Here is an 18,110-nt window from a genome sequence, read left to right as displayed (position 1 = left end):
CGATCATGGACGGCTTCACACTGAAGGCACTCGGCCTGGCCGAGGCTCCTCGCGATCATCCGCTGCTGTACCCGGGCGCCTGGCCGGAGGACTCCGCGCTGCTCGACGGCGACCGGCTGGTACCCCTTGCCGGGTCGCTGCCCCTGGACCGGTGGCGGCGCGAGGACCGCGCCCCCGTCCTCGCGGTCGGCTCCAACGCCAGTCCGGGACAGCTGCGGCACAAGATGGCCGAGTGCGCCATCACCTCACCGGTCCCGATGGTGAAGGCACGGGTGACCGGCGTCGACGTGGGCGTCTCCGCACACGTGAGCCGCATGGGGTACGTGTCCGCGTCACCCTTCGAAGCGCCGTACGCCGTAAGGGAGTTGTTCGTCATCTGGCTGGACGCCGAGCAGCTCGCGGTGATCGACGCGAGCGAGGGGGTTCCACTGCCGCACGGCAACTACGGTCGGGCCTGGCTGCCCGCGCCCGAGGTGCGGGTCGAGCTGCGGGGCGGCGTCACGCTGCCGGGCGTCCACTCGTACGTCAACCGCCACGGCGTCCTGCACGACGGCACCGGCGCTCCGCGCACCCATCCCGGCCAGCGGGAGCTGCTGACCGAACTCCTCGTGGGGTCGGCCCGGTTGCGGGAGCTGTTCGGCGTCACCCCGGAGGAGTTCGTGGCACGGGCCCGCGACGACCGGCACCGGTGCGAGGCGGGCACCCGGCTGTTCGCCGACGAGAAGCGGGTCACGGAGTCCGGCCTGGAGCGGTACGTGACGGTTCAGCAGACCGGGAGTCCCGGCACCGGCTCGTCGTTGTTCCCGCCCTTGATGTAGACGTCGCTGACGTAGACGCCGGTGTTGCCGCTGTCGTCGTCCGTCCTCGCCCACCACACGTTGGTCCACCCTCCGGACGTCTCGCGACGGCCCAGGTTCGACTGGCAGTAGAAGTAGTTGGTGCCCGCGTTGAGGACACCCGCCTCGGCGCCGGAGGCGGTGTAGGACTTGGCGGTCTTCCAGACGGTGCAGTTGTACTTGCCGCCGCCGATGGCGGTGCAGACCGGGGCCGGTGCCGGGGTGCTGGGGTCGCCGTCCCCGGTCGTGCCGCCGCCGTTCCCGGAGTCGCTGCCGCCCGCGTCGTCGCCACCCGAGCCACCGCCGGAGGAGTGCTCCTTGGCGGACGCGGAGGCATGGCCCGTGGGCTTGGCGCTGCCGTCCTCGCCCGGCGTCTCCTTCGCACTCGGGGTTTTCTCGGCTTCCCCGTCCGTCAGCGCGGCGCTGCCTGAAGGGTCGGCGTCGGTGCGGGCGGAGGCGGAGGAGGAGGCCGGCGCACTCGTGCCGGACGCGATCGGCCGGGCGTCCGCTTCGGCCTGGCCCGAGTTGTTCATCAACGTGACGGCGGTGCCGGCCACCGCGAGAACGGCCGTGACGGCCGCGGCGGCGAGCAGGACGCGCCTGTGGCGACGGGGCGTACGGGAGGGAGCCATGGGGGTCGTGTCGCGAGACAGCTCATGGCTGTGCGCCGACGGTGTCCGAGGAGCGGCGGATGGTCCCGGACTGCCGGCTTGAGAAGGGGCACCGACGCCTTGTTCCGGCGAACCGGCGTGTCCCACGGCCCCGTCCTGGGAAGCGGACCCCACCCACCAGGGCGCCGGAGCCGCAGCCTCGACCTGCCCTGCAGCACCCCCGGCCGGCTGAACCCGGCCATGCTGCTGCCCGGCCCCCGCGGCCGGCTCGGCCCCCTCCGTCGCCTGCGATCCGGATTCCGGCGCCGACACCGGTCTCGTCGGATCCGCCGACGCCGGACCGGCAGTGGCAACAGGCACCGCCGGAACGTCGGGGACGGGTTCGGCCTGCCTCACCGCTCCCGCCGTACCCCGCAAGGTCGTCGTGGGACTGTCCGCCCCGGCCTCGGCGCCGTCCGCCACCGCCTGCAGCAGGTCGCGCGCCTCCTCGGCCCCGGGGCGGGCCTCGGGCCGCTTGTCCAGCAGGCGCTGGAGAACGGGGCCGAGGGGCCCGGCACGGTGGGATTCGGGGAGCGGTTCGCCGACGATCGCGGTGAGGGTGGAGAACGTCGACGTACGGCGGAACGGGGAGGCCCCCTCGATGGCCGCGTACAGCGTGGCACCGAGGGCCCACACGTCGGAGGCCGGTCCCGGGTCGGCGCCCTGGGCACGCTCGGGGGCCATGTAGTCCAGGGACCCGACGAGGTGGCCGGTGCGGGTGAGGCTGGTGGCCGAGCCGTCGCCCGGGTCGTCCATGGTGGCGATGCCGAAGTCGGTGAGCAGGACGCGGCCGGAGCGGTCGAGCAGGATGTTGCCGGGCTTGACGTCCCGGTGCAGTACGCCCGCGCCGTGGGCGGCGGCCAGGGCGTCCATGACCTTGGCGCCGATGCCGGCCGCCTCCCGCGGGTCGAGAGTCCCCTGCTTGCGTAGCACCTGGTCCAGGGAGGGGCCCTCGACCAGCTCCATGACGATCAACGGGCGTCCGTCGACCTCGGCCACGTCGTGCACCGCGACGACGCCGGGATGCCGGACCCTGGCCGCCGCACGCGCCTCGCGCTGCATCCGCAGCCGCAAATCGGCGAGTTCGGGGCCGTCGGCGTCGGTGTAGGTCCGCAGTTCCTTGACGGCGACCTCACGGCCTAGGACCTCGTCCACGGCCCGCCAGACCACACCCATACCGCCGCGCCCGAGCTGGGCCACGACACGATAACGCCCGGCCAGCAGCCGACCCGTCTCGTCCTGGCCCTTTCCTTTGGTCTCCCCCGAAGACACCGCTGCCCCGTTCCTGTGACACGTCAATGCGTGCGGTACAGACTACGGGGCAGGAGTGACAACTCCAGCCGGTGGTTGCGACTGTGACAGGGCCGCTACGTCTCCCTCGCCTTCGTGGAGACTATTTCGTGGAGGCGGTCAGATCACCGCGCCGGGGCGCAGCGTAGCCCTCCAGATCGGCCCGGGTCAGGCCGGTCAGCCGCGCGACCTCACCGATGTCCAGGGCGCCGCAGTCGAGACCGCGCAGCAGATAGCCGCTGAGCGCCTTGGCGGTCGCGGGCTCGTCCATGACGTCGCCGCCGGCCCGGTTGGCGTACCGGGCGAGACGGTCGGCGGCCTGCTCGAAGCCCTCGCGGTAGAAGGCGAACACGGCCGCGTAGCGGGTGGGGAGGTGGCCTGGGTGCATGTCCCAGCCCTGGTAGTAGGCGCGGGCCAGGGCCCGGCGCGTCAGGCCGTAGTGCAGCCGCCAGGCGTCGTGGACCTTGGCCGTCGGCCCGATCGGCAGGACGTTCGTGGACCCGTCCGAGACCCGTACGCCGGTGCCCGCGGCCGCGACCTGCATGATCGCCTTGGCGTGGTCGGCCGCGGGGTGGTCGCTGGCCTGGTAGGCGGCGGAGACCCCGAGGCAGGCGCTGTAGTCGAAGGTGCCGTAGTGCAGTCCGGTGGCGCGGCCCTCGGCGGCCTGGATCATGCGGGCGACGGTGGCGGTGCCGTCGGTGGCCAGGATGGACTGACTGGTCTCGATCTGGATCTCGAACCCCAGCCGGCCGGAGTCCAGGCCGTGGGTCTTCTCGAAGGCCTCCAGGAGCCGGGCGAACGCGGTGACCTGTTCGGCGTAGGTCACCTTCGGCAGGGTCAGCACCAGCCCCTCGGGCAGGCCACCGGCGACCATCAGACCGGTGAGGAAGACGTCGAGGGTCCGGATGCCCCGGTCCCGGACCGCGGCCTCCATGCACTTCATGCGGATGCCCATGTACGGCGCCGCCGTGCCGTTCTGGTACGCCTCGGCGATCAGCCGGGCCGCGCGGGCCGCCGTCTCGTCCTCCTCGACGTCCGGGCGCGGGCCGTAGCCGTCCTCGAAGTCGACGCGCAGGTCCTCGATCGGCTCGTGCTCCAGTTTGGCCCGCACGCGCGCGTGGACGGGCTCGGCGAGTTCGTCGGACAGCCCGAGGACGGCGGCGAAGGACGCGGCGTCCGGGGCGTGGGTGTCGAGGGCCGTGAGGGCCTTCTCGCCCCAGGAGCGGATGGTGTCGACGGCGAAGGCGTCACCGGGGACGTAGACGGTGTGCACGGGCTGGCGGGTGCCGGGGTCTCCGGGGTAGCGGCGCTCCAGTTCCGCGTCGACCGGCGCGAGGGAGGCGCTGATCTCCTCGCTGACGGCTCCCGCGAGGCTTGTCGCCACCTGCTCCTGCTGGCCCTGACCCATCCCACACCCTCCTGTTTTCCGCTCTACGGAATCAACAATCCGTAGAGCGAAGTTATCCGCGATGCCTCCCGAGGGTCAACACCCCGTCCACAGCATGAGCCGTCACGTTCACGCAAGGTGCCGAGATCCCCTACGCCGTCTACCGCACACCGGCTCGACCATTCATCCTGTCCCGTCGGGAGGGAAACAACATGTCGGACACCCACAGAATGACGCGTCGCATGGGCCTCAGAACCGCCGTGGCCGCCGCCGTCACCGTGCCGCTGATGGGCACGCTGCCGGCCTCCGCCGCCAAGCCGTACCGCCGCCGACTCGATGTCATGACGTTCAATCTGCGCTTCGCCAGTACCTCCGAACCCAACAGCTGGGCCGTCCGCCGCCCGGTGATGCGCCAACTCCTGCGCCAGGAGGCGCCCACCGTGCTGGGCACCCAGGAGGGCCTCTACCAGCAGCTCCTCGACATCCACTCCGACCTGGGAGCGCACTACGACTGGATCGGCACCGGCCGCGAGGGCGGCAGCCACGACGAGTCCACGGCGGTCTTCTACGACACCCGGCGCCTGGCCCCCGTCGAGCACGACACGCTCTGGCTCTCCGACACTCCCCGGGTCGTCGGCTCGAACACCTGGGGCGCCGCCCTCCCCCGGATCGTCACCTGGGTCCGCTTCCGCGACCGGGCCGCCGGCGGACGGGAGTTCTACGTCCTCAACACCCATTTCGACCATGTGAGCCAGTACGCGCGCGAGCGTTCGGCACAGTTCCTCAGCCGGCGGATCGCCGAGTTCGACCGCACGTCACCGGTCCTCGTGACCGGCGACTTCAACGCCGAGGCCCACGACAACCGGGCGTACGACACCCTGCTCGCGACGGGACTCGTCGACACCTGGGACGCGGCCGCCGAACGCAGCAGGCTGTACGCCACCTTCCACGGCTACAGACCCCTCACCCCCGACGGCGACCGCATCGACTGGATCCTCGCCACCCCCGGCACGACCGTGCAGCGGGCCGTCATCAACACCTTCGCGATGGACGGGCAGTTCCCGAGCGACCACCTGCCGGTGCAGGCCACGCTGACCCTGGGATGAGCCGAGGCCCCCGCGACCGCGTCGGCGGTCACGGGGGCCTCGTACGCCCGGAGCGGGATCAGCCCTTGCGGGTCTTGATCTCCTCGGTGAGGGCGGGGACCACGTCGAAGAGGTCGCCGACGACGCCGTAGTCGACGAGGTCGAAGATCGGGGCCTCGGCGTCCTTGTTGACCGCGACGATCGTCTTCGAGGTCTGCATGCCGGCGCGGTGCTGGATCGCACCGGAGATGCCGTTGGCGATGTACAGCTGCGGCGAGACGGACTTGCCGGTCTGGCCGACCTGGTTGGTGTGCGGGTACCAGCCCGCGTCCACCGCGGCACGCGAGGCGCCGACGGCCGCACCGAGGGAGTCGGCGAGGGCCTCGATGATCGCGAAGTTCTCGGAGCCGTTGACGCCGCGGCCGCCGGAGACCACGATCGCGGCCTCGGTCAGCTCCGGACGCCCGGTCGACTCGCGCGGGGTACGGCCGGTCACCTTGGTGCCGGTGGCCTGCGCGGAGAAGGTCACGCTCAGCTCCGAGACCGCGGCGTCGGCCGGGGCGGCCTCGACGGCGGCGGAGTTGGGCTTCACCGTGATGACCGGTGTGCCCTTGGAGACGCGGGACTTGGTGGTGAAGGAGGCGGCGAACACCGACTGGGTGGCCACCGGGCCCTCGTCGCCGGCCTCCAGGTCGACGGCGTCGGTGATGATGCCGGAGCCGATGCGCAGCGCCAGACGGGCGGCGATCTCCTTGCCCTCGGCGGAGGACGGCACCAGCACGGCGGCCGGGGAGACGGCCTCGACGGCCGCCTGGAGGGCGTCGACCTTGGGTACGACGAGGTAGTCGGCGTACTCGGAGGCGTCGTGGGTGAGGACCTTGACGGCGCCGTGCGCGCCCAGGACGGCGGCGGTGTCGGCGGCACCGGCACCGAGCGCGACGGCGACGGGCTCGCCGACGCGGCGGGCCAGGGTCAGCAGCTCCAGGGTGGGCTTGCGGACGGAACCGTCCACGTGGTCGACATAGACGAGAACTTCAGCCATGGGAATGCTCTCCTGCGGATTGCGAAGGCTTGAGGGGCGGTAAGGGGGTTGAGCCTCAGCGGGCCAGAACCCTCAGATGAACTTCTGGCTCGCGAGGAACTCGGCGAGCTGCTTGCCGCCCTCGCCCTCGTCCTTGACGATCGTGCCGGCCGTGCGGGCCGGACGCTCCGTGGCGGAGTCGACCGTGGTGTAGGCGCCCTCCAGGCCGACCTGACCGGCCTCCAGGTCCAGGTCGGACAGGTCCCAGGACTCCACCGGCTTCTTCTTGGCCGCCATGATGCCCTTGAAGGAGGGGTAACGCGCCTCGCCCGACTGGTCGGTGACCGAGACCACGGCCGGGAGAGAGGCCTCCAGCTGCTCCGAAGCGGCGTCGCCGTCACGGCGGCCCTTGACGGTGCCGTCCTCGAGGGAGACCTCGGAGAGCAGCGTGATCTGCGGGACGCCCAGGCGCTCGGCCAGCAGGGCCGGGACGACGCCCATGGTGCCGTCGGTGGAGGCCAGGCCGGAGATCACCAGGTCGTAGCCGGCCTTCTCGATGGCCTTGGCCAGCACCAGGGAGGTACCGATGACGTCGGTGCCGTGCAGGTCGTCGTCCTCGACGTGGATGGCCTTGTCGGCGCCCATGGACAGCGCCTTGCGCAGCGCGTCCTTGGCGTCCTCGGGGCCGACGGTCAGGACCGTGACCTCGACGTCGTCGTCGGAGTTCTCGGAGATCTGCAGCGCCTGCTCGACCGCGTACTCATCGAGCTCGGAGAGCAGACCGTCCACGTCGTCCCGGTCGACGGTCAGGTCATCGGCGAAGTGCCGGTCGCCGGTGGCGTCGGGCACGTACTTCACAGTGACAACGATCCTCAAGCTCACGCCGGCTCTCCTACTGCATCGTCATTTTTCGGCTGCCTCTTGCAGGCAGCATAGGCGCCCCAAGCGGCCGATCCCGGTCGGGGCGGGCTGCGCTCCGACCGCAATATTACTCACCAGTACATCCAGTTCCTGCCCGCTAAGCAAGCGCTTTGAACTGTGACCTTCGCAACGCAGCGTAATCGGAACTCGACGGCCCCGCAGCACGGCGGGACGTGTCGGTGAGCCGATCAGTCGCGCAGGCCGTTGAACCGGCCCTGGTGGTAGAGCAGCGGCCTGCCGACGCCGGCCGGGTCTCCGAACCGCACCTCGGCCAGCACGATGCGGTGATCACCGGCGGGCACGCGCGCGTGGACCCGGCACACCAGCCAGGCCAGCACGCCGTCGAGGACGGGGACGCCTTCGGGCCCCTCGCGCCATGCGGTGGGCGCGCCGAAACGGTCGGCGCCGCTGCGGGCGAAGGTGGCCGCCAGCTCCTCCTGGTGCTCGCCGAGTATGTGTACGCCGACGTGGTCGGCCCGGGATATCGCGGGCCAGCTGGAGGCGCCGGTCCCGATCCCGAAGGACAGCATGGGAGGTTCGGCGGAGACCGAGGCGAGCGAGGTGGCGGTGAAGCCGACGGGGCCGGCGTCACCGTGCGCGGTGATCACCGCGACTCCCGCCGCGTGCCGCCGGAAGACGGAGCGCAGGAGGTCGGGGGAGGCGAGCTGGGGGCTGCCGAGGTCGGACGTGGCCGTCATGGGGTGTTCCTTCTGCGAGGAGTGTCGAGCCGGACCGTGACTGCTCAACAGGCCGGACAGCGCGCGCTCGCGGTGCGGGCGAGGTCGACGTGGACCCGCCCGAACAGAAGGAGTTCCGTAGGCATACGGTCAGGCTGACGATAGGTGTGGTGCACAGTCAAGTGGGTTCCGGCATATGGGAGATGCCTCACCGTGCACACACCCGGTGTCAAACCGCCTCCCCGATCGCCGCGATGACGTCCGCCTTGCGCGGCTGGCCGGTGGCCCGCCGCACGACCCTGCCGTCGGCGTCGAGGACCAGCACGGTCGGCGTCTTGAGGATGTCGAGCGCACGGACCAGGTCGAGGTTCTTCTCCGCGTCGATCTCGACATGGGCCACGCCCGGGACCAGGCCGGCGACCTCGCCGAGCACCCGCCGGGTCGCCCGGCAGGGCGCGCAGAAGGCACTGGAGAACTGGACGAGAGTGGCGCGCTCACCGAGGTCCTCGCCCAACTCGGCCGCCCCGAGCCTCTTGCCGTCATCGCGCTCGCGCACCCGCACTCTCCCGCTCCGCCGCCGTTGCAGCACTCCGTATGCGCTCGCCGCCGCGAGCACCGCCACGCACACCACCAGTCCGGTCATCACCCGCACAAGCATTCACGAGACTGCAAAGATTCCCGACTCCCCCCTGTCTTTCCGTTGCGGAATGCTTGATTCATGGACATCGATGCAAGGGGGCCGCGTTTCGGCGCGGCCGTGACGACCGTCGTGCTGGCGGCCGTTCTGATCACGGGCAGCGTCTGGTTGCTGGCCTGGCAGACGCTGGCGTTCGCGCTGGGCGCGGCGGGCGGGGTGGGCCGCTCACCGTACGGCCTGCTGTTCCGCAGGGCCGTACGGCCGCGGATCGGGCCGCCGACCGAGTTCGAGGCGCCGGAGCCGCCACGGTTCGCGCAGGCCGTGGGCCTGGTTTTCGCGGCCCTCGGGCTCGTGGGATACGGGATCGGACCGGAGTGGCTCGGGCTCGCCGCCACCGGCGCGGCGCTCGCGGCAGCGTTCCTCAACGCCACCTTCGGGTACTGCCTGGGATGCGAGATGTACCTGCTCGTGCGGCGGGTGGCGGTACGCGCGGAGTAAAGGCGGTTTAAAAGCCCAAGGTGGATCACCGGGCAGACGTGACGAGAATCTCGCCGCGGGCGGGCACCAGGACTGGCTACCCGCCCGTTCTTCGGGCACGATCTGCGAGATGCCGTAAACCTACGGCTGCGTAACTTAATGCCGGGAACTTCCCGGGCAGAGCAGGAAGGGCTCACCCCGCCCATGGCCGAGTTTGTCTACCGTCCCGTCGTCGGATTCGCCCAGGCCCTGTTCAAGGCCTGGGATCTCAAGATCGACTGCAAGGGTTCGGAGAACATCCCGCGCTCGGGCGGCGCCGTGCTGGTGAGCAACCACATCAGCTATCTGGACTTCGTCTTCAACGGCCTGGCCGCGCTCCCGCAGAAGCGTCTCGTGCGTTTCATGGCGAAGGAGTCCGTCTTCCGCCACAAGGTCTCGGGCCCGCTGATGCGCGGGATGAAGCACATCCCGGTCGACCGCACACAGGGCGAGACGGCGTACGCGCACGCTCTGGAGTCGCTGCGCTCGGGCGAGATCGTCGGGGTCTTCCCGGAGGCGACGATCTCGCAGTCCTTCACGCTGAAGAGCTTCAAGTCGGGTGCGGCGCGGATGGCACAGGAGGCCGGCGTGCCCCTGATCCCGATGGCCGTCTGGGGCACCCAGCGGCTGTGGACCAAGGGGCACCCCCGCAACTTCAAGCGCAGCCACATCCCGATCACCATGCGGGTCGGCGAGGCGGTCGCGGCGCCCCGCGACAAGTACGCGGGGGCGATCACCCGGCAGCTGCGCGAGCGGGTCAACGAGTTGCTGGAAGCCGCCCAGCGCGCCTACCCCGTGCGCCCCAAGGGGCCGGACGACACCTGGTGGATGCCGGCGCATCTCGGGGGTACGGCACCTACTCCGGAGCAGGTGCGCGAGGCAGAGGCGCGGTAGCCACCTCGATCCACGCCCCCGGACCGAACTTCTCCAGCAGTTCGGCCAGTTCGGTGGCCGCCCTCTCCATGTCGGCACGCGGCATCGGGGCCATGGCCTCCAGCAGGAAGACGCCCGAGACCGTCTCCTCGGTGAGCCGGGGGCGAGGACCCTGGCGCCAGTTCCAGCGACGGCACGTCACGCCGGCCTCGTCCCGCCAGGCCCGGACGAGGCGCGTCCCGCCCTGGACGCGGTCGAGGTCCTCACCGCCGACGGGGACGAAGGCGCGCGACGGCTTGGAGCCGAACGCCGTGCAGACCCGCCAGGCCGCCATGTGCGGGTCCTCCTGCGGGGCGCGCCCGTCCAGTCGTACGGCGAGCCGGCGGGCCGCGTCGTCGAGCAGCGCCGAACTGGCTTCGGTGCTGGCCCGTTGACGAGTCCGTGGGCCTTGACGGCGACATGTGCGAAGCCGGGCGCGAGAGCGCGCACCTCGTCGGACACGGCCAGGGAGAGGTCATCGAGTGCCTCGGAGTGCGGTGGGGAGCGTCTTCCAGAGGTACGGCCGGTCGGGGGCGGCCTTGAGGACGCTCAGAACGGCCGAGTGCGGTTCGGCGTACAGGACCGGATAGTCCATCTCATTGGACCCCGGTTCGGGCGTGAAGGCCAGCCGCTCGCCGTCGAGGGAGAACTGGGCGTCCACACCCGGCTTGTTGCCCCGAGGGTCCTGGCGGTGCCACGCGCCGTTGAACCGGACGGCGACCAGGCCGTGCACCACGTCGAACTTCTGGTAGCAGAGCGCGGTGGGGATGTCCTCGGCGCGCAGCAGGGCGGCCAGCGCGTGGGCCTTGGCGTAACAGATACCGGTGCCCTGCTCCAGGACGTCGGAGGCCCGCCAGGTGACGCGGAGGTCGCCGGAGTCCTGGGAGTGCGGGATCGTGTCGCGGACGAACTCGAAGGCCAGCCGCGCATAGGCATACGAGTCGACCGCCTCTTCGGCGAGATGTGCGGCCACCTCCCGGACGATCGGGTGGTCATGGTCGATGACCTCGTCGGCGGCCAAGTACGCGGAAAGGTCGGGGGTGTTCTGGATCAGCTCCATGCCCGCAGAGCATAGAAAGACGATCACCCAGCGGTCAATTGATTTACGTGGCTCTGTATATTTATACAGAGCAGCAGTGGACGGACACCACCTGGATCGCGCTCCACCGCTGCTCGACCGATCAGCAGGGCACCGATCCCGTGCCCTCTCGCCCACGGGGCGACGAACAACCGGCCGACCACCGCGGCCTGTTCCCCGCTCGTACCGTTGCGCTCGCTCCAAAGGACGGGGGCCATGTCGCCTTCGTCGGCGCGGGACAGGCTGACGTGACCCGCCACCCGGCCGTCCAGGCGGCGATCCAGCTGCCCAGCGCCGAAGCCTGTGACAGCCAATGCCCCGGGCGGGCGGGCCAGTTCAGCGGACAGCCGGCGCGGCGGTGAACCTCCGCCAGGGCCCGTACGCATGCTTCGACGTCGTCATCGGTTCTCGGCCGGACCCGGGGCTGTGTGGTGTCCACACCGGCATGCAAGCCCAGGCGGCCTGCGGCCTAGCGCGCCATCTCCTCCTTCAGCGCCGCCACGAACGCGTCCACGTCGTCCTCGGTGGTGTCGAAGGCGCACATCCAGCGGACGACGCCCGCGGCCTCGTCCCAGAAGTAGAAGCGGAAGCGCTTCTGGAGGCGCTCGCTCACGTCGTGCGGGAGCTTGGCGAAGACGCCGTTGGCCTGGACCGGGTAGAGGATCTCGACGCCGTGGACGGCACGGACGCCCTCGGCCAGGCGCTGGGCCATCTCGTTGGCGTGACGGGCGTTGCGCAACCACAGGTCCTTGGCGAGCAGGGCCTCCAACTGCACCGACACGAAACGCATCTTGGAGGCGAGCTGCATGGACAGCTTGCGCAGGTGCTTCATGTGGGAGACCGCGTCCTGGTTGATCACGACGACCGCCTCGCCGAACAGGGCGCCGTTCTTGGTCCCGCCCAGAGAGAGGATGTCGACGCCCACCGCGTTGGTGAACGTGCGCATGGGGACGTCCAGGGAGGCGGCCGCGTTGGCTATGCGGGAGCCGTCCAGATGGACCTTCATGCCGTGCGCGTGGGCGTGGTCGCAGATCGCGCGGATCTCGTCGGGCGTGTAGAGGGTGCCGAGCTCGGTGGACTGGGTGATCGAGACGACCTGCGGCATCGCCCGGTGCTCGTCCTCCCAGCCCCAGGCCTGCTTGTCGATCAGCTCGGGCGTGAGCTTGCCGTCCGGGGTGGGCACGGTGAGCAGCTTGAGGCCGCCCATGCGCTCGGGGGCGCCGCCCTCGTCCACGTTGATGTGCGCGCTCTCGGCGCAGATCACCGCGCCCCAGCGGTCGGTGACCGCCTGGAGCGCGACGACGTTGGCGCCGGTGCCGTTGAAGACCGGGAACGCCTCGGCCGTGGCACCGAAGTGGCTGCGGACGATCCGCTGGAGGTTCTCGGTGTAGTCGTCCTCGCCGTACGCGACCTGGTGCCCGCCGTTGGCGAGGGCCAGGGCGGCGAGCACCTCCGGGTGGGCCCCGGCGTAGTTGTCGCTGGCGAAGCCGCGGACGTCCGGGTCGTGATGGCGTCGAGCCTGCGTAAAGGCGGTCGGGTTCACGGCTTCTCGGTGAGCCACAGACGGTTTCCGTTCACTTCGGCGGCGGGCTTGTCCCAGACACCGGCGATCGCCTCGGCCAGATCCTTGACGTCCGTGAAGCCCGCGAACTTCGCGTTGGGCCGCTCGGCGCGCATGGCCTCGTGCACCAGTGCCTTCACCACCAGGATCGCAGCCGCGGAGGTCGGCCCGTCGGCGCCCCCGGCCTTGCGGAAGGCGTCGGCGAGAGCGAGCGTCCAGGCCTCGGCGGCGGCCTTGGCGGCGGCGTACGAGGCGTTGCCCGCCGTGGGCTTCGTCGCGCCGGCGGCGCTGATCAGGAGATAGCGGCCGCGCTCGCTGCGCTGCAGGCCCTCGAAGAAGGCCAGGGAGGTGTGCTGCACGGTACGGATGAGCAGCAGCTCCAGGAAGTCCCAGTCGTCCAGGCTCGACTTGATGAAGGTCTCGCTGCCGCGCCAGCCGCCGACGAGGTGGACCAGGCCGTCGACCCGGCCGAAGTCCTTCTCGATGTGCGCGGCCCAGTCGCGGGTGGACTCCAGGTCGAGCAGGTCGACCGGCTCACCGGTCACGGTGGCGCCGCCCGAGGCGTAGCTCGCCGCGTCGACGGCCTCCGCGAGCCGCTCCGGGTCGTTGTCCGCGCCGACGACGGTCGCGCCCGCCTCGGCGAGTCGCAGCAGTGTCGCGCGGCCCGCGGGACCGCCCGCGCCCGCCACCGCGATCACCGCACCGCTGAGAGCTCCGTTCCCCACCATGCGCTTCGCCTCCTGAGCTGTTGTGGTGCGGTCGCTCACGCGGCGACCCGCTCGGCACTCTCCGCCGTGATGCCCCGCGTGGAGGCGATCACGTTCTTGAGCTTCTTGGAGAGGGCCTCATAGAACATGCTCAGCGGAAACTCGTCCGGAAGCACGTCATCGACGAGTTTCCGGGGCGGCAGCGACAGGTCCAGGGCGTCGGGACCCTTGGCCCACTTGGAGCCCGGGTGCGGGGCGAGGTACTGCGACACCAGGTCGTACGCGGCGAACCAGTGGACGAGCTTCGGGCGGTCGATGCCCGCTCGGTACAGGTCCTCGATCTCGGCGCACAGCTGGTTGGTGACCACGGAGGCGCGCTGCCAGTCGATGAACAGCTTGTTGTCGGTCCAGCGGACGACGTCGTGCTGGTGCAGGTAGGCGAAGAGGAGCTGGCCGCCGAGGCCGTCGTAGTTGCGCACGCGCTCGCCGGTGACCGGGAAACGGAACATGCGGTCGAAGAGGACCGCGTACTGCACGTCACGGGCCTGCGGGACGCCGTCGGCCTGCAGTTTCACGGCCTCCTTGAAGGCGGTGAGGTCGCAGCGGAGCTCCTCGAGGCCGTACATCCAGAACGGCTGGCGCTGCTTGATCATGAACGGGTCGAAGGGCAGGTCGCCGTGGCTGTGGGTGCGGTCGTGGACCATGTCCCACAGGACGAAGGCCTCCTCGCAGCGCTTCTGGTCGTGGACCATCGCGGCGATGTCCTCGGGCAGCTCCAGGCCCAGGATGTCGACGGCCGCGTCGGTGACCCGGCGGAAGCGGGCGGCCTCGCGGTCGCAGAAGATGCCGCCCCAGGAGAAACGTTCAGGCGCCTCGCGCACGGCGATGGTCTCCGGGAAGAGGACGGCCGAGTTGGTGTCGTAGCCGGCCGTGAAGTCCTCGAACTTGATGCCGCAGAACAGGGGGTTGTCGTAGCGGGTGCGCTCCAGCTCGGCCAGCCACTCGGGCCAGACCATGCGCAGCACGACCGCCTCCAGGTTGCGGTCGGGGTTGCCGTTCTGCGTGTACATCGGGAAGACGACCAGGTGCTGGAGGCCGTCAGCGCGGTTCGCGGCGGGCTGGAAGGCCAGCAGGGAGTCGAGGAAGTCGGGTACCTCGAAGCCGCCCTCGGACCAGCGCAGGAGGTCCTTGACGAGCGCGGCGTGGTAGTCGGCGTCGTGCGGCAGCAGCGGTGACAGCTCCTGCACGGCCTCGACGACACGCCGTACGGCGGTCTCGGCGTCCTCGCGGGTAGGCGCACCCTCGGCCTCGAAGTCGATCGACCCGTCCTTGGACTGCCATGGCCGGATCCGCTCCACGGCATCCTTGAGCACAGGCCATGCCGGGCGCTCCACCACCCTTGCCATGGGAGGAATCCGCTCCTCCGACGCCGCCTGCACAAGAATTTCCGTCATGCCCCATCCTCCACGGGAGAACCTCACGTACGGAGACCGTATACATACGAGCTTCCTCCCAGCAAGAGGAGCCTCGGGAAGTTGTCCTGCGCAACCCAATGGTCACCGAACTTTTTCCTGTCGAGCGCCATGAACGCAGCGATTCCGGGTAACCGTGCCCACTCCCCCGTCCGCCCCCGCGATCCCTCGCGCACGCACGGGTCCCTCACGCGGCGTAGCCGTTAGGCTGCGGCTCTGCACCGAGCCGCCGTCGACGGAAGCGAGTTGAACCTTGAACTTCCTTACCATCGGTCATCGCGGAGTCATGGGTACCGAACCCGAGAACACCCTCCGTTCCTTCGTCGCCGCCCAGCAGGCCGGCCTCGACGTCATCGAACTCGATCTGCATCTGAGCAAGGACGGCGCCCTCGTCGTCATGCACGACACCGACGTGGACCGCACGACCGACGGAACCGGCCCGATCGCCGAGAAGACCCTCAGCGAACTGCGCGCCCTGGACGCGGGCCGCGGGGAACACGTCCCGGTGTTCGAGGAGGTCCTGGACGCCGTGCGATCGCCGCTCCAGGCCGAGATCAAGGACCTCGGGGCGGCCCGCGCGCTGGCGGAGGTCCTGCTCCGGCGGGATCTGGTCTCCCGGGTCGAGGTCTCCTCGTTCCACGACGAGGCGATCGCCGAGATCGGCCGGCTGGTGCCCGGCGTACGGACCGCGCTCATCGGCAGCCGGTTCGGCCCCGACATCGTGGAGCGCGCCGTCGAGGCCGGTGCGGAGACGGTCTGCCTGAACATCCGCCGGCTGACCCTGGAGGTCGTGCAGGCGGCCCGCAAGGCGGACCTGAAGATCATCGGCTGGGTGGTGAACACCCAGGACCAGCTGCGGCTGGTACGGGCCCTGGGGCTGGACGGCGCGACGACCGACTACCCGGAGATCAAGCGCACCGGCCGCTTCACGGCGTGACGATCAGGCGAACTTCTTGACCAGCAGCTCGAACTGCAGGTCCTCGCGCTGCGGAAGTCCGAAGCGCTCGTCGCCGTACGGGAAGGGCGTCATCTGTCCCGTACGGCGGTAGCCGCGCCGCTCGTACCAGGCGATGAGGTCCTCGCGCACGGAGATCACGGTCATGTGCATCTCGGTGACACCCCAGGTCTCCCGCGCGATGCGCTCCGCCTCCGCGATGATCACCTTGCCGAGGCCGCCGCCCTGAAGGCTCGGGCTGACCGCGAACATCCCGAAGTACGCGTGGGTGCCCCGGTGTTCGAGCTGGCAGCAGGCGACGACCTGCCCGTCCCGCTCCACGGTCAGCAGCCTGCTGTCGGGCGACTTGATGACCGCCAGCACACCCTCCGGGTCCGTCCGCTGCCCCTCCAGGATGTCCGCCTCGGTGGTCCACCCGGCCCGGCTGTCCTCGCCGCGGTACGCCGACTCGACCAGCGCGACCAGCGTGTCCACGTCGGCGTCGGTGGCGTCACGGAAAGTGAGGCCGGCGGTGGTCTCCATGGGGCGCATCTCCACTTCAGAGGCACGACTGGGGCAGAGTCGAGAGTAACGCCCCGGATAGGCTCGCCCGCATGGTGCACGTACTGAGTGGCCGCGTCCTGCTGCGGCCAACGGATCCGGAGCGTTCCCGAGTCTTCTACGGCGACCAGCTGGGCCTCGCCGTATACCGCGAGTTCGGTACGGGCCCGGAGCGGGGCACCGTCTACTTCCTCGGCGGTGGGTTCCTGGAGCTGTCGGGACGCTCCGAGGCGCCGCCGGCCGCGGACGTCCGGCTGTGGCTCCAGGTCCCGGACGTGACCGCGGCGCACGAGGAGCTTCTGGCCAAGGGTGTCGAGATCGTACGGCCGCCGGTCAGGGAACCGTGGGGGCTCGTCGAGATGTGGGTGGCGGACCCGGACGGCACCCCGATCGTGCTGGTGGAGGTGCCGGCGGACCATCCGATCCGGTACCGGCCGGGAACCTGAGCCCGGTACCCCCACACGGTGCCGGTCGTTTCGACGACTTGGATATGCTCCGCCGACCGCCGTGGCCGGAGGGCGCCGAGCAGTGGAGGAGCACATGAGCGTGGACCTGAACGCCCCGGCCTTTCGCAGGCAGAGATGGGCGGCCAGGACGTCCCTGGCGACGGCCGCCCTCGCGGTCCTGCTCCCTCTCGCCTACGGCGGCCTCGGCGGCGTTCTGCTGCTGGCCGCCGGGCTCGCGGGCGCGGCCGTCACGGCGGCGGCGGTGTGGTGGACGCTGACGCGGCGCGGCCCGGAGCGCTGGCTGGCGGCGGGCCTCACGGTCGTCACCCCCGCGCTCGTCCTGGTCCTGTTCGTGGTCACCCTGGGATGGGTGATCCTGCTGACGCCGGTGCTGTGGAGCGTGGCCGTGTGGAGCGGACGGTACGCGCTGCGCAGCGCAGGTACCCGACCGAAGCGGATGAAGGAGCACCGGGCGCGGTCCGTGCGGCGCCCCTTCCTGATCATGAACCCCCGCTCCGGAGGCGGGAAGGTCGAGCAGTTCCGGCTGCGGGAGAAGGCCGAACACCTGGGCGCCCAGGTGGTGTTGCTGGACCCGGAGGAACACCAGGACGTGACCGCGCTGGCACGGGCGGCCGTGGCGGAGGGAGCGGACCTGCTCGGCGTCGCCGGCGGCGACGGCACCCAGGCGCTGGTCGCCGCCGTCGCCGCGGAACACGACCTGCCGTTCCTCGTCGTCTCCGCCGGCACCCGCAACCACTTCGCCATGGACCTCGGCCTCGACCGCACCGACCCCTCGGCCTGCCTCGACGCGCTCACCGACGGGGTCGAACTCCGGGTGGACCTCGGCTTCGTGGCGGGCCGTCCGTTCGTCAACAACGCCTCCTTCGGCGCGTACGCGGCGGTCGTCCAGAGTCCCGCCTACCGCGACGACAAGATCGGCACCACGCTGGAGCTCCTGCCCGATCTGCTCACCCGGCAGCGCGGCCCGCAGCTGACCGCGCGGATCGACGCGACCACCATCGACGGCCCGCAGGCCGTGCTGGTGAGCAACAACGCCTACCGCACCGGTGACCCCGTGGGCCTCGGCCGCCGCGAGCGGCTCGATTCCGGGCTGCTCGGCGTCCTCGGTGTCCGGGTGGACAGTGCGGCCGAGGCGGCGGCGCTGCTCCTCGACCCCGCTCCGCAGGGTCTCGCGGTGCTGTCCGCGCGGGAGGTGGTCGTCGACGCCGACCACCCGGAGATCGAGGTCGGCGTCGACGGCGAGGCCCTGGTGCTGCCCGCCCCGGTCCACTGCCGTATCGCCCCCGGGGCACTTCGCGTCCGCGTCCCGAGGAAACGTCCGGGCGTACCGACGGCACAACCCCGCCTGAACTGGCGCCGGTTGCGCAAGCTGGCGGCGCCGGCCGGACGGGGGTGACG

At 70.7% G+C, this 18,110-nt stretch carries 18 protein-coding genes and 2 pseudogenes; 7 read left to right on the top strand and 13 right to left on the bottom strand.

Annotated features, from left to right (window positions below; translation table 11 throughout):
• Positions 1-5 precede the first annotated feature (5 nt).
• The gene (locus D1369_RS36660; RefSeq protein ID WP_118082862.1) at positions 6-818 is read left to right on the top strand and encodes a hypothetical protein; all 813 of its coding nucleotides are present in this window, start codon (positions 6-8) and stop codon (positions 816-818) included.
• On the opposite strand, the gene D1369_RS36655 is transcribed toward D1369_RS36660, so the two are convergent.
• Positions 764-2,758, bottom strand: a complete 1,995-nt coding sequence (locus D1369_RS36655) for a serine/threonine-protein kinase (RefSeq protein WP_007380172.1) — start codon at positions 2,756-2,758, stop codon at positions 764-766. The two genes, D1369_RS36660 and D1369_RS36655, sit on opposite strands and share 55 nt — an antisense overlap.
• A 121-nt stretch (positions 2,759-2,879) precedes the next feature.
• Positions 2,880-4,184 (bottom strand): aldolase/citrate lyase family protein, encoded by a 1,305-nt coding sequence (locus tag D1369_RS36650; protein ID WP_007380173.1) that lies wholly within the window; start codon positions 4,182-4,184, stop codon positions 2,880-2,882.
• A gap of 191 nt (positions 4,185-4,375) precedes the next feature.
• Between D1369_RS36650 and D1369_RS36645 the strand changes: the two genes are divergently transcribed.
• Positions 4,376-5,269 (top strand): endonuclease/exonuclease/phosphatase family protein, encoded by an 894-nt coding sequence (locus D1369_RS36645; RefSeq protein ID WP_037899059.1) that lies wholly within the window; start codon positions 4,376-4,378, stop codon positions 5,267-5,269.
• Between the two features lie 58 nt (positions 5,270-5,327).
• Here D1369_RS36645 and D1369_RS36640 read toward each other — a convergent pair whose 3' ends face one another.
• The 4 genes from D1369_RS36640 to D1369_RS36625 form a co-directional block, all read right to left on the bottom strand.
• Positions 5,328-6,290 carry an electron transfer flavoprotein subunit alpha/FixB family protein gene (locus D1369_RS36640; RefSeq protein ID WP_007380175.1) on the bottom strand — a complete coding sequence of 321 codons (963 nt, stop codon included), beginning with the start codon at positions 6,288-6,290 and terminating at the stop codon, positions 5,328-5,330.
• 72 nt (positions 6,291-6,362) lie between these two features.
• On the bottom strand, positions 6,363-7,151 hold the full coding sequence (locus tag D1369_RS36635; protein WP_007380176.1) for an electron transfer flavoprotein subunit beta/FixA family protein: 789 nt from the start codon (positions 7,149-7,151) through the stop codon (positions 6,363-6,365).
• Positions 7,152-7,378: 227 nt separating this feature from the next.
• Positions 7,379-7,888 (bottom strand): flavin reductase family protein, encoded by a 510-nt coding sequence (locus D1369_RS36630; protein WP_007380177.1) that lies wholly within the window; start codon positions 7,886-7,888, stop codon positions 7,379-7,381.
• A 208-nt stretch (positions 7,889-8,096) separates the two neighbouring features.
• A complete protein-coding gene (locus D1369_RS36625; RefSeq protein WP_007380178.1) occupies positions 8,097-8,510 on the bottom strand; it encodes a thioredoxin family protein in 414 nt (137 codons plus the stop codon).
• A gap of 75 nt (positions 8,511-8,585) precedes the next feature.
• On the opposite strand from D1369_RS36625, the gene D1369_RS36620 reads away from it, so the two are divergent.
• Both D1369_RS36620 and D1369_RS36615 read left to right on the top strand, forming a co-directional pair.
• Positions 8,586-9,002 carry a DUF4395 domain-containing protein gene (locus tag D1369_RS36620; protein WP_007380179.1) on the top strand — a complete coding sequence of 139 codons (417 nt, stop codon included), beginning with the start codon at positions 8,586-8,588 and terminating at the stop codon, positions 9,000-9,002.
• Between the two features lie 183 nt (positions 9,003-9,185).
• On the top strand, positions 9,186-9,914 hold the full coding sequence (locus tag D1369_RS36615) for a lysophospholipid acyltransferase family protein (protein WP_007380180.1): 729 nt from the start codon (positions 9,186-9,188) through the stop codon (positions 9,912-9,914).
• Here the strand turns inward: D1369_RS36615 and D1369_RS36610 are convergent.
• The 6 genes and pseudogenes from D1369_RS36610 to D1369_RS36585 form a co-directional block, all read right to left on the bottom strand.
• Positions 9,877-10,400 (bottom strand): annotated as a pseudogene (locus D1369_RS36610) (cytoplasmic protein). The gene D1369_RS36615 and the pseudogene D1369_RS36610 sit on opposite strands and share 38 nt — an antisense overlap.
• A gap of 7 nt (positions 10,401-10,407) precedes the next feature.
• Entirely contained in the window at positions 10,408-10,992 is a 585-nt protein-coding gene (locus D1369_RS36605; RefSeq protein WP_037899061.1) for a transglutaminase domain-containing protein, read from the bottom strand.
• Between the two features lie 110 nt (positions 10,993-11,102).
• Positions 11,103-11,449 (bottom strand): annotated as a pseudogene (locus tag D1369_RS36600) (GNAT family N-acetyltransferase); the annotation flags it as partial.
• A gap of 30 nt (positions 11,450-11,479) precedes the next feature.
• Positions 11,480-12,553 carry a low specificity L-threonine aldolase gene (locus D1369_RS36595; protein ID WP_007380184.1) on the bottom strand — a complete coding sequence of 358 codons (1,074 nt, stop codon included), beginning with the start codon at positions 12,551-12,553 and terminating at the stop codon, positions 11,480-11,482.
• Positions 12,550-13,299: an SDR family oxidoreductase gene (locus D1369_RS36590; RefSeq protein ID WP_050789671.1), complete on the bottom strand. Its 750-nt coding sequence runs from the start codon at positions 13,297-13,299 to the stop codon at positions 12,550-12,552. The genes D1369_RS36595 and D1369_RS36590 overlap by 4 nt, the downstream gene beginning before the upstream one ends.
• 35 nt (positions 13,300-13,334) lie before the next feature.
• Entirely contained in the window at positions 13,335-14,732 is a 1,398-nt protein-coding gene (locus tag D1369_RS36585) for a DUF6421 family protein (RefSeq protein ID WP_007380186.1), read from the bottom strand.
• 271 nt (positions 14,733-15,003) lie between these two features.
• Here D1369_RS36585 and D1369_RS36580 point away from each other — a divergent pair, with 271 nt between their 5' ends.
• Positions 15,004-15,687 (top strand): glycerophosphodiester phosphodiesterase family protein, encoded by a 684-nt coding sequence (locus tag D1369_RS36580; RefSeq protein ID WP_007380187.1) that lies wholly within the window; start codon positions 15,004-15,006, stop codon positions 15,685-15,687.
• Between the two features lie 3 nt (positions 15,688-15,690).
• Here the strand turns inward: D1369_RS36580 and D1369_RS36575 are convergent, their stop codons facing one another.
• Complete coding sequence (locus D1369_RS36575; RefSeq protein WP_037899064.1) at positions 15,691-16,227, bottom strand: GNAT family N-acetyltransferase; 537 nt, start codon at positions 16,225-16,227, stop codon at positions 15,691-15,693.
• Positions 16,228-16,298: 71 nt separating this feature from the next.
• On the opposite strand from D1369_RS36575, the gene D1369_RS36570 reads away from it, so the two are divergent.
• Together D1369_RS36570 and D1369_RS36565 are read left to right on the top strand one after the other, a co-directional pair.
• Entirely contained in the window at positions 16,299-16,691 is a 393-nt protein-coding gene (locus D1369_RS36570) for a VOC family protein (protein WP_007380189.1), read from the top strand.
• 94 nt (positions 16,692-16,785) lie between these two features.
• A complete protein-coding gene (locus D1369_RS36565) occupies positions 16,786-18,108 on the top strand; it encodes a diacylglycerol kinase family protein (protein ID WP_118082861.1) in 1,323 nt (440 codons plus the stop codon).
• The last annotated feature ends 2 nt before the right edge of the window (positions 18,109-18,110 follow it).

The organism is Streptomyces sp. CC0208, from assembly GCF_003443735.1.
Classification (GTDB): Bacteria; Actinomycetota; Actinomycetes; order Streptomycetales; family Streptomycetaceae; genus Streptomyces; species Streptomyces sviceus.
This window is presented reverse-complemented; position numbering and strand designations above follow the sequence as displayed.

Coding starts and splice junctions, on each gene's coding strand:
- D1369_RS36605 (WP_037899061.1), bottom strand. CDS start 10,992: ATGGAGCTGATCCAGAACACCCCCGACCTTTCCGCGTACTTGGCCGCC.
- D1369_RS36640 (WP_007380175.1), bottom strand. CDS start 6,290: ATGGCTGAAGTTCTCGTCTATGTCGACCACGTGGACGGTTCCGTCCGC.
- D1369_RS36645 (WP_037899059.1), top strand. CDS start 4,376: ATGTCGGACACCCACAGAATGACGCGTCGCATGGGCCTCAGAACCGCC.
- D1369_RS36620 (WP_007380179.1), top strand. CDS start 8,586: ATGGACATCGATGCAAGGGGGCCGCGTTTCGGCGCGGCCGTGACGACC.
- D1369_RS36575 (WP_037899064.1), bottom strand. CDS start 16,227: ATGGAGACCACCGCCGGCCTCACTTTCCGTGACGCCACCGACGCCGAC.
- D1369_RS36615 (WP_007380180.1), top strand. CDS start 9,186: ATGGCCGAGTTTGTCTACCGTCCCGTCGTCGGATTCGCCCAGGCCCTG.
- D1369_RS36660 (WP_118082862.1), top strand. CDS start 6: ATGGACGGCTTCACACTGAAGGCACTCGGCCTGGCCGAGGCTCCTCGC.
- D1369_RS36590 (WP_050789671.1), bottom strand. CDS start 13,299: ATGGTGGGGAACGGAGCTCTCAGCGGTGCGGTGATCGCGGTGGCGGGC.
- D1369_RS36565 (WP_118082861.1), top strand. CDS start 16,786: ATGAGCGTGGACCTGAACGCCCCGGCCTTTCGCAGGCAGAGATGGGCG.
- D1369_RS36625 (WP_007380178.1), bottom strand. CDS start 8,510: ATGACCGGACTGGTGGTGTGCGTGGCGGTGCTCGCGGCGGCGAGCGCA.
- D1369_RS36570 (WP_007380189.1), top strand. CDS start 16,299: ATGGTGCACGTACTGAGTGGCCGCGTCCTGCTGCGGCCAACGGATCCG.
- D1369_RS36650 (WP_007380173.1), bottom strand. CDS start 4,184: ATGGGTCAGGGCCAGCAGGAGCAGGTGGCGACAAGCCTCGCGGGAGCC.
- D1369_RS36630 (WP_007380177.1), bottom strand. CDS start 7,888: ATGACGGCCACGTCCGACCTCGGCAGCCCCCAGCTCGCCTCCCCCGAC.
- D1369_RS36585 (WP_007380186.1), bottom strand. CDS start 14,732: ATGACGGAAATTCTTGTGCAGGCGGCGTCGGAGGAGCGGATTCCTCCC.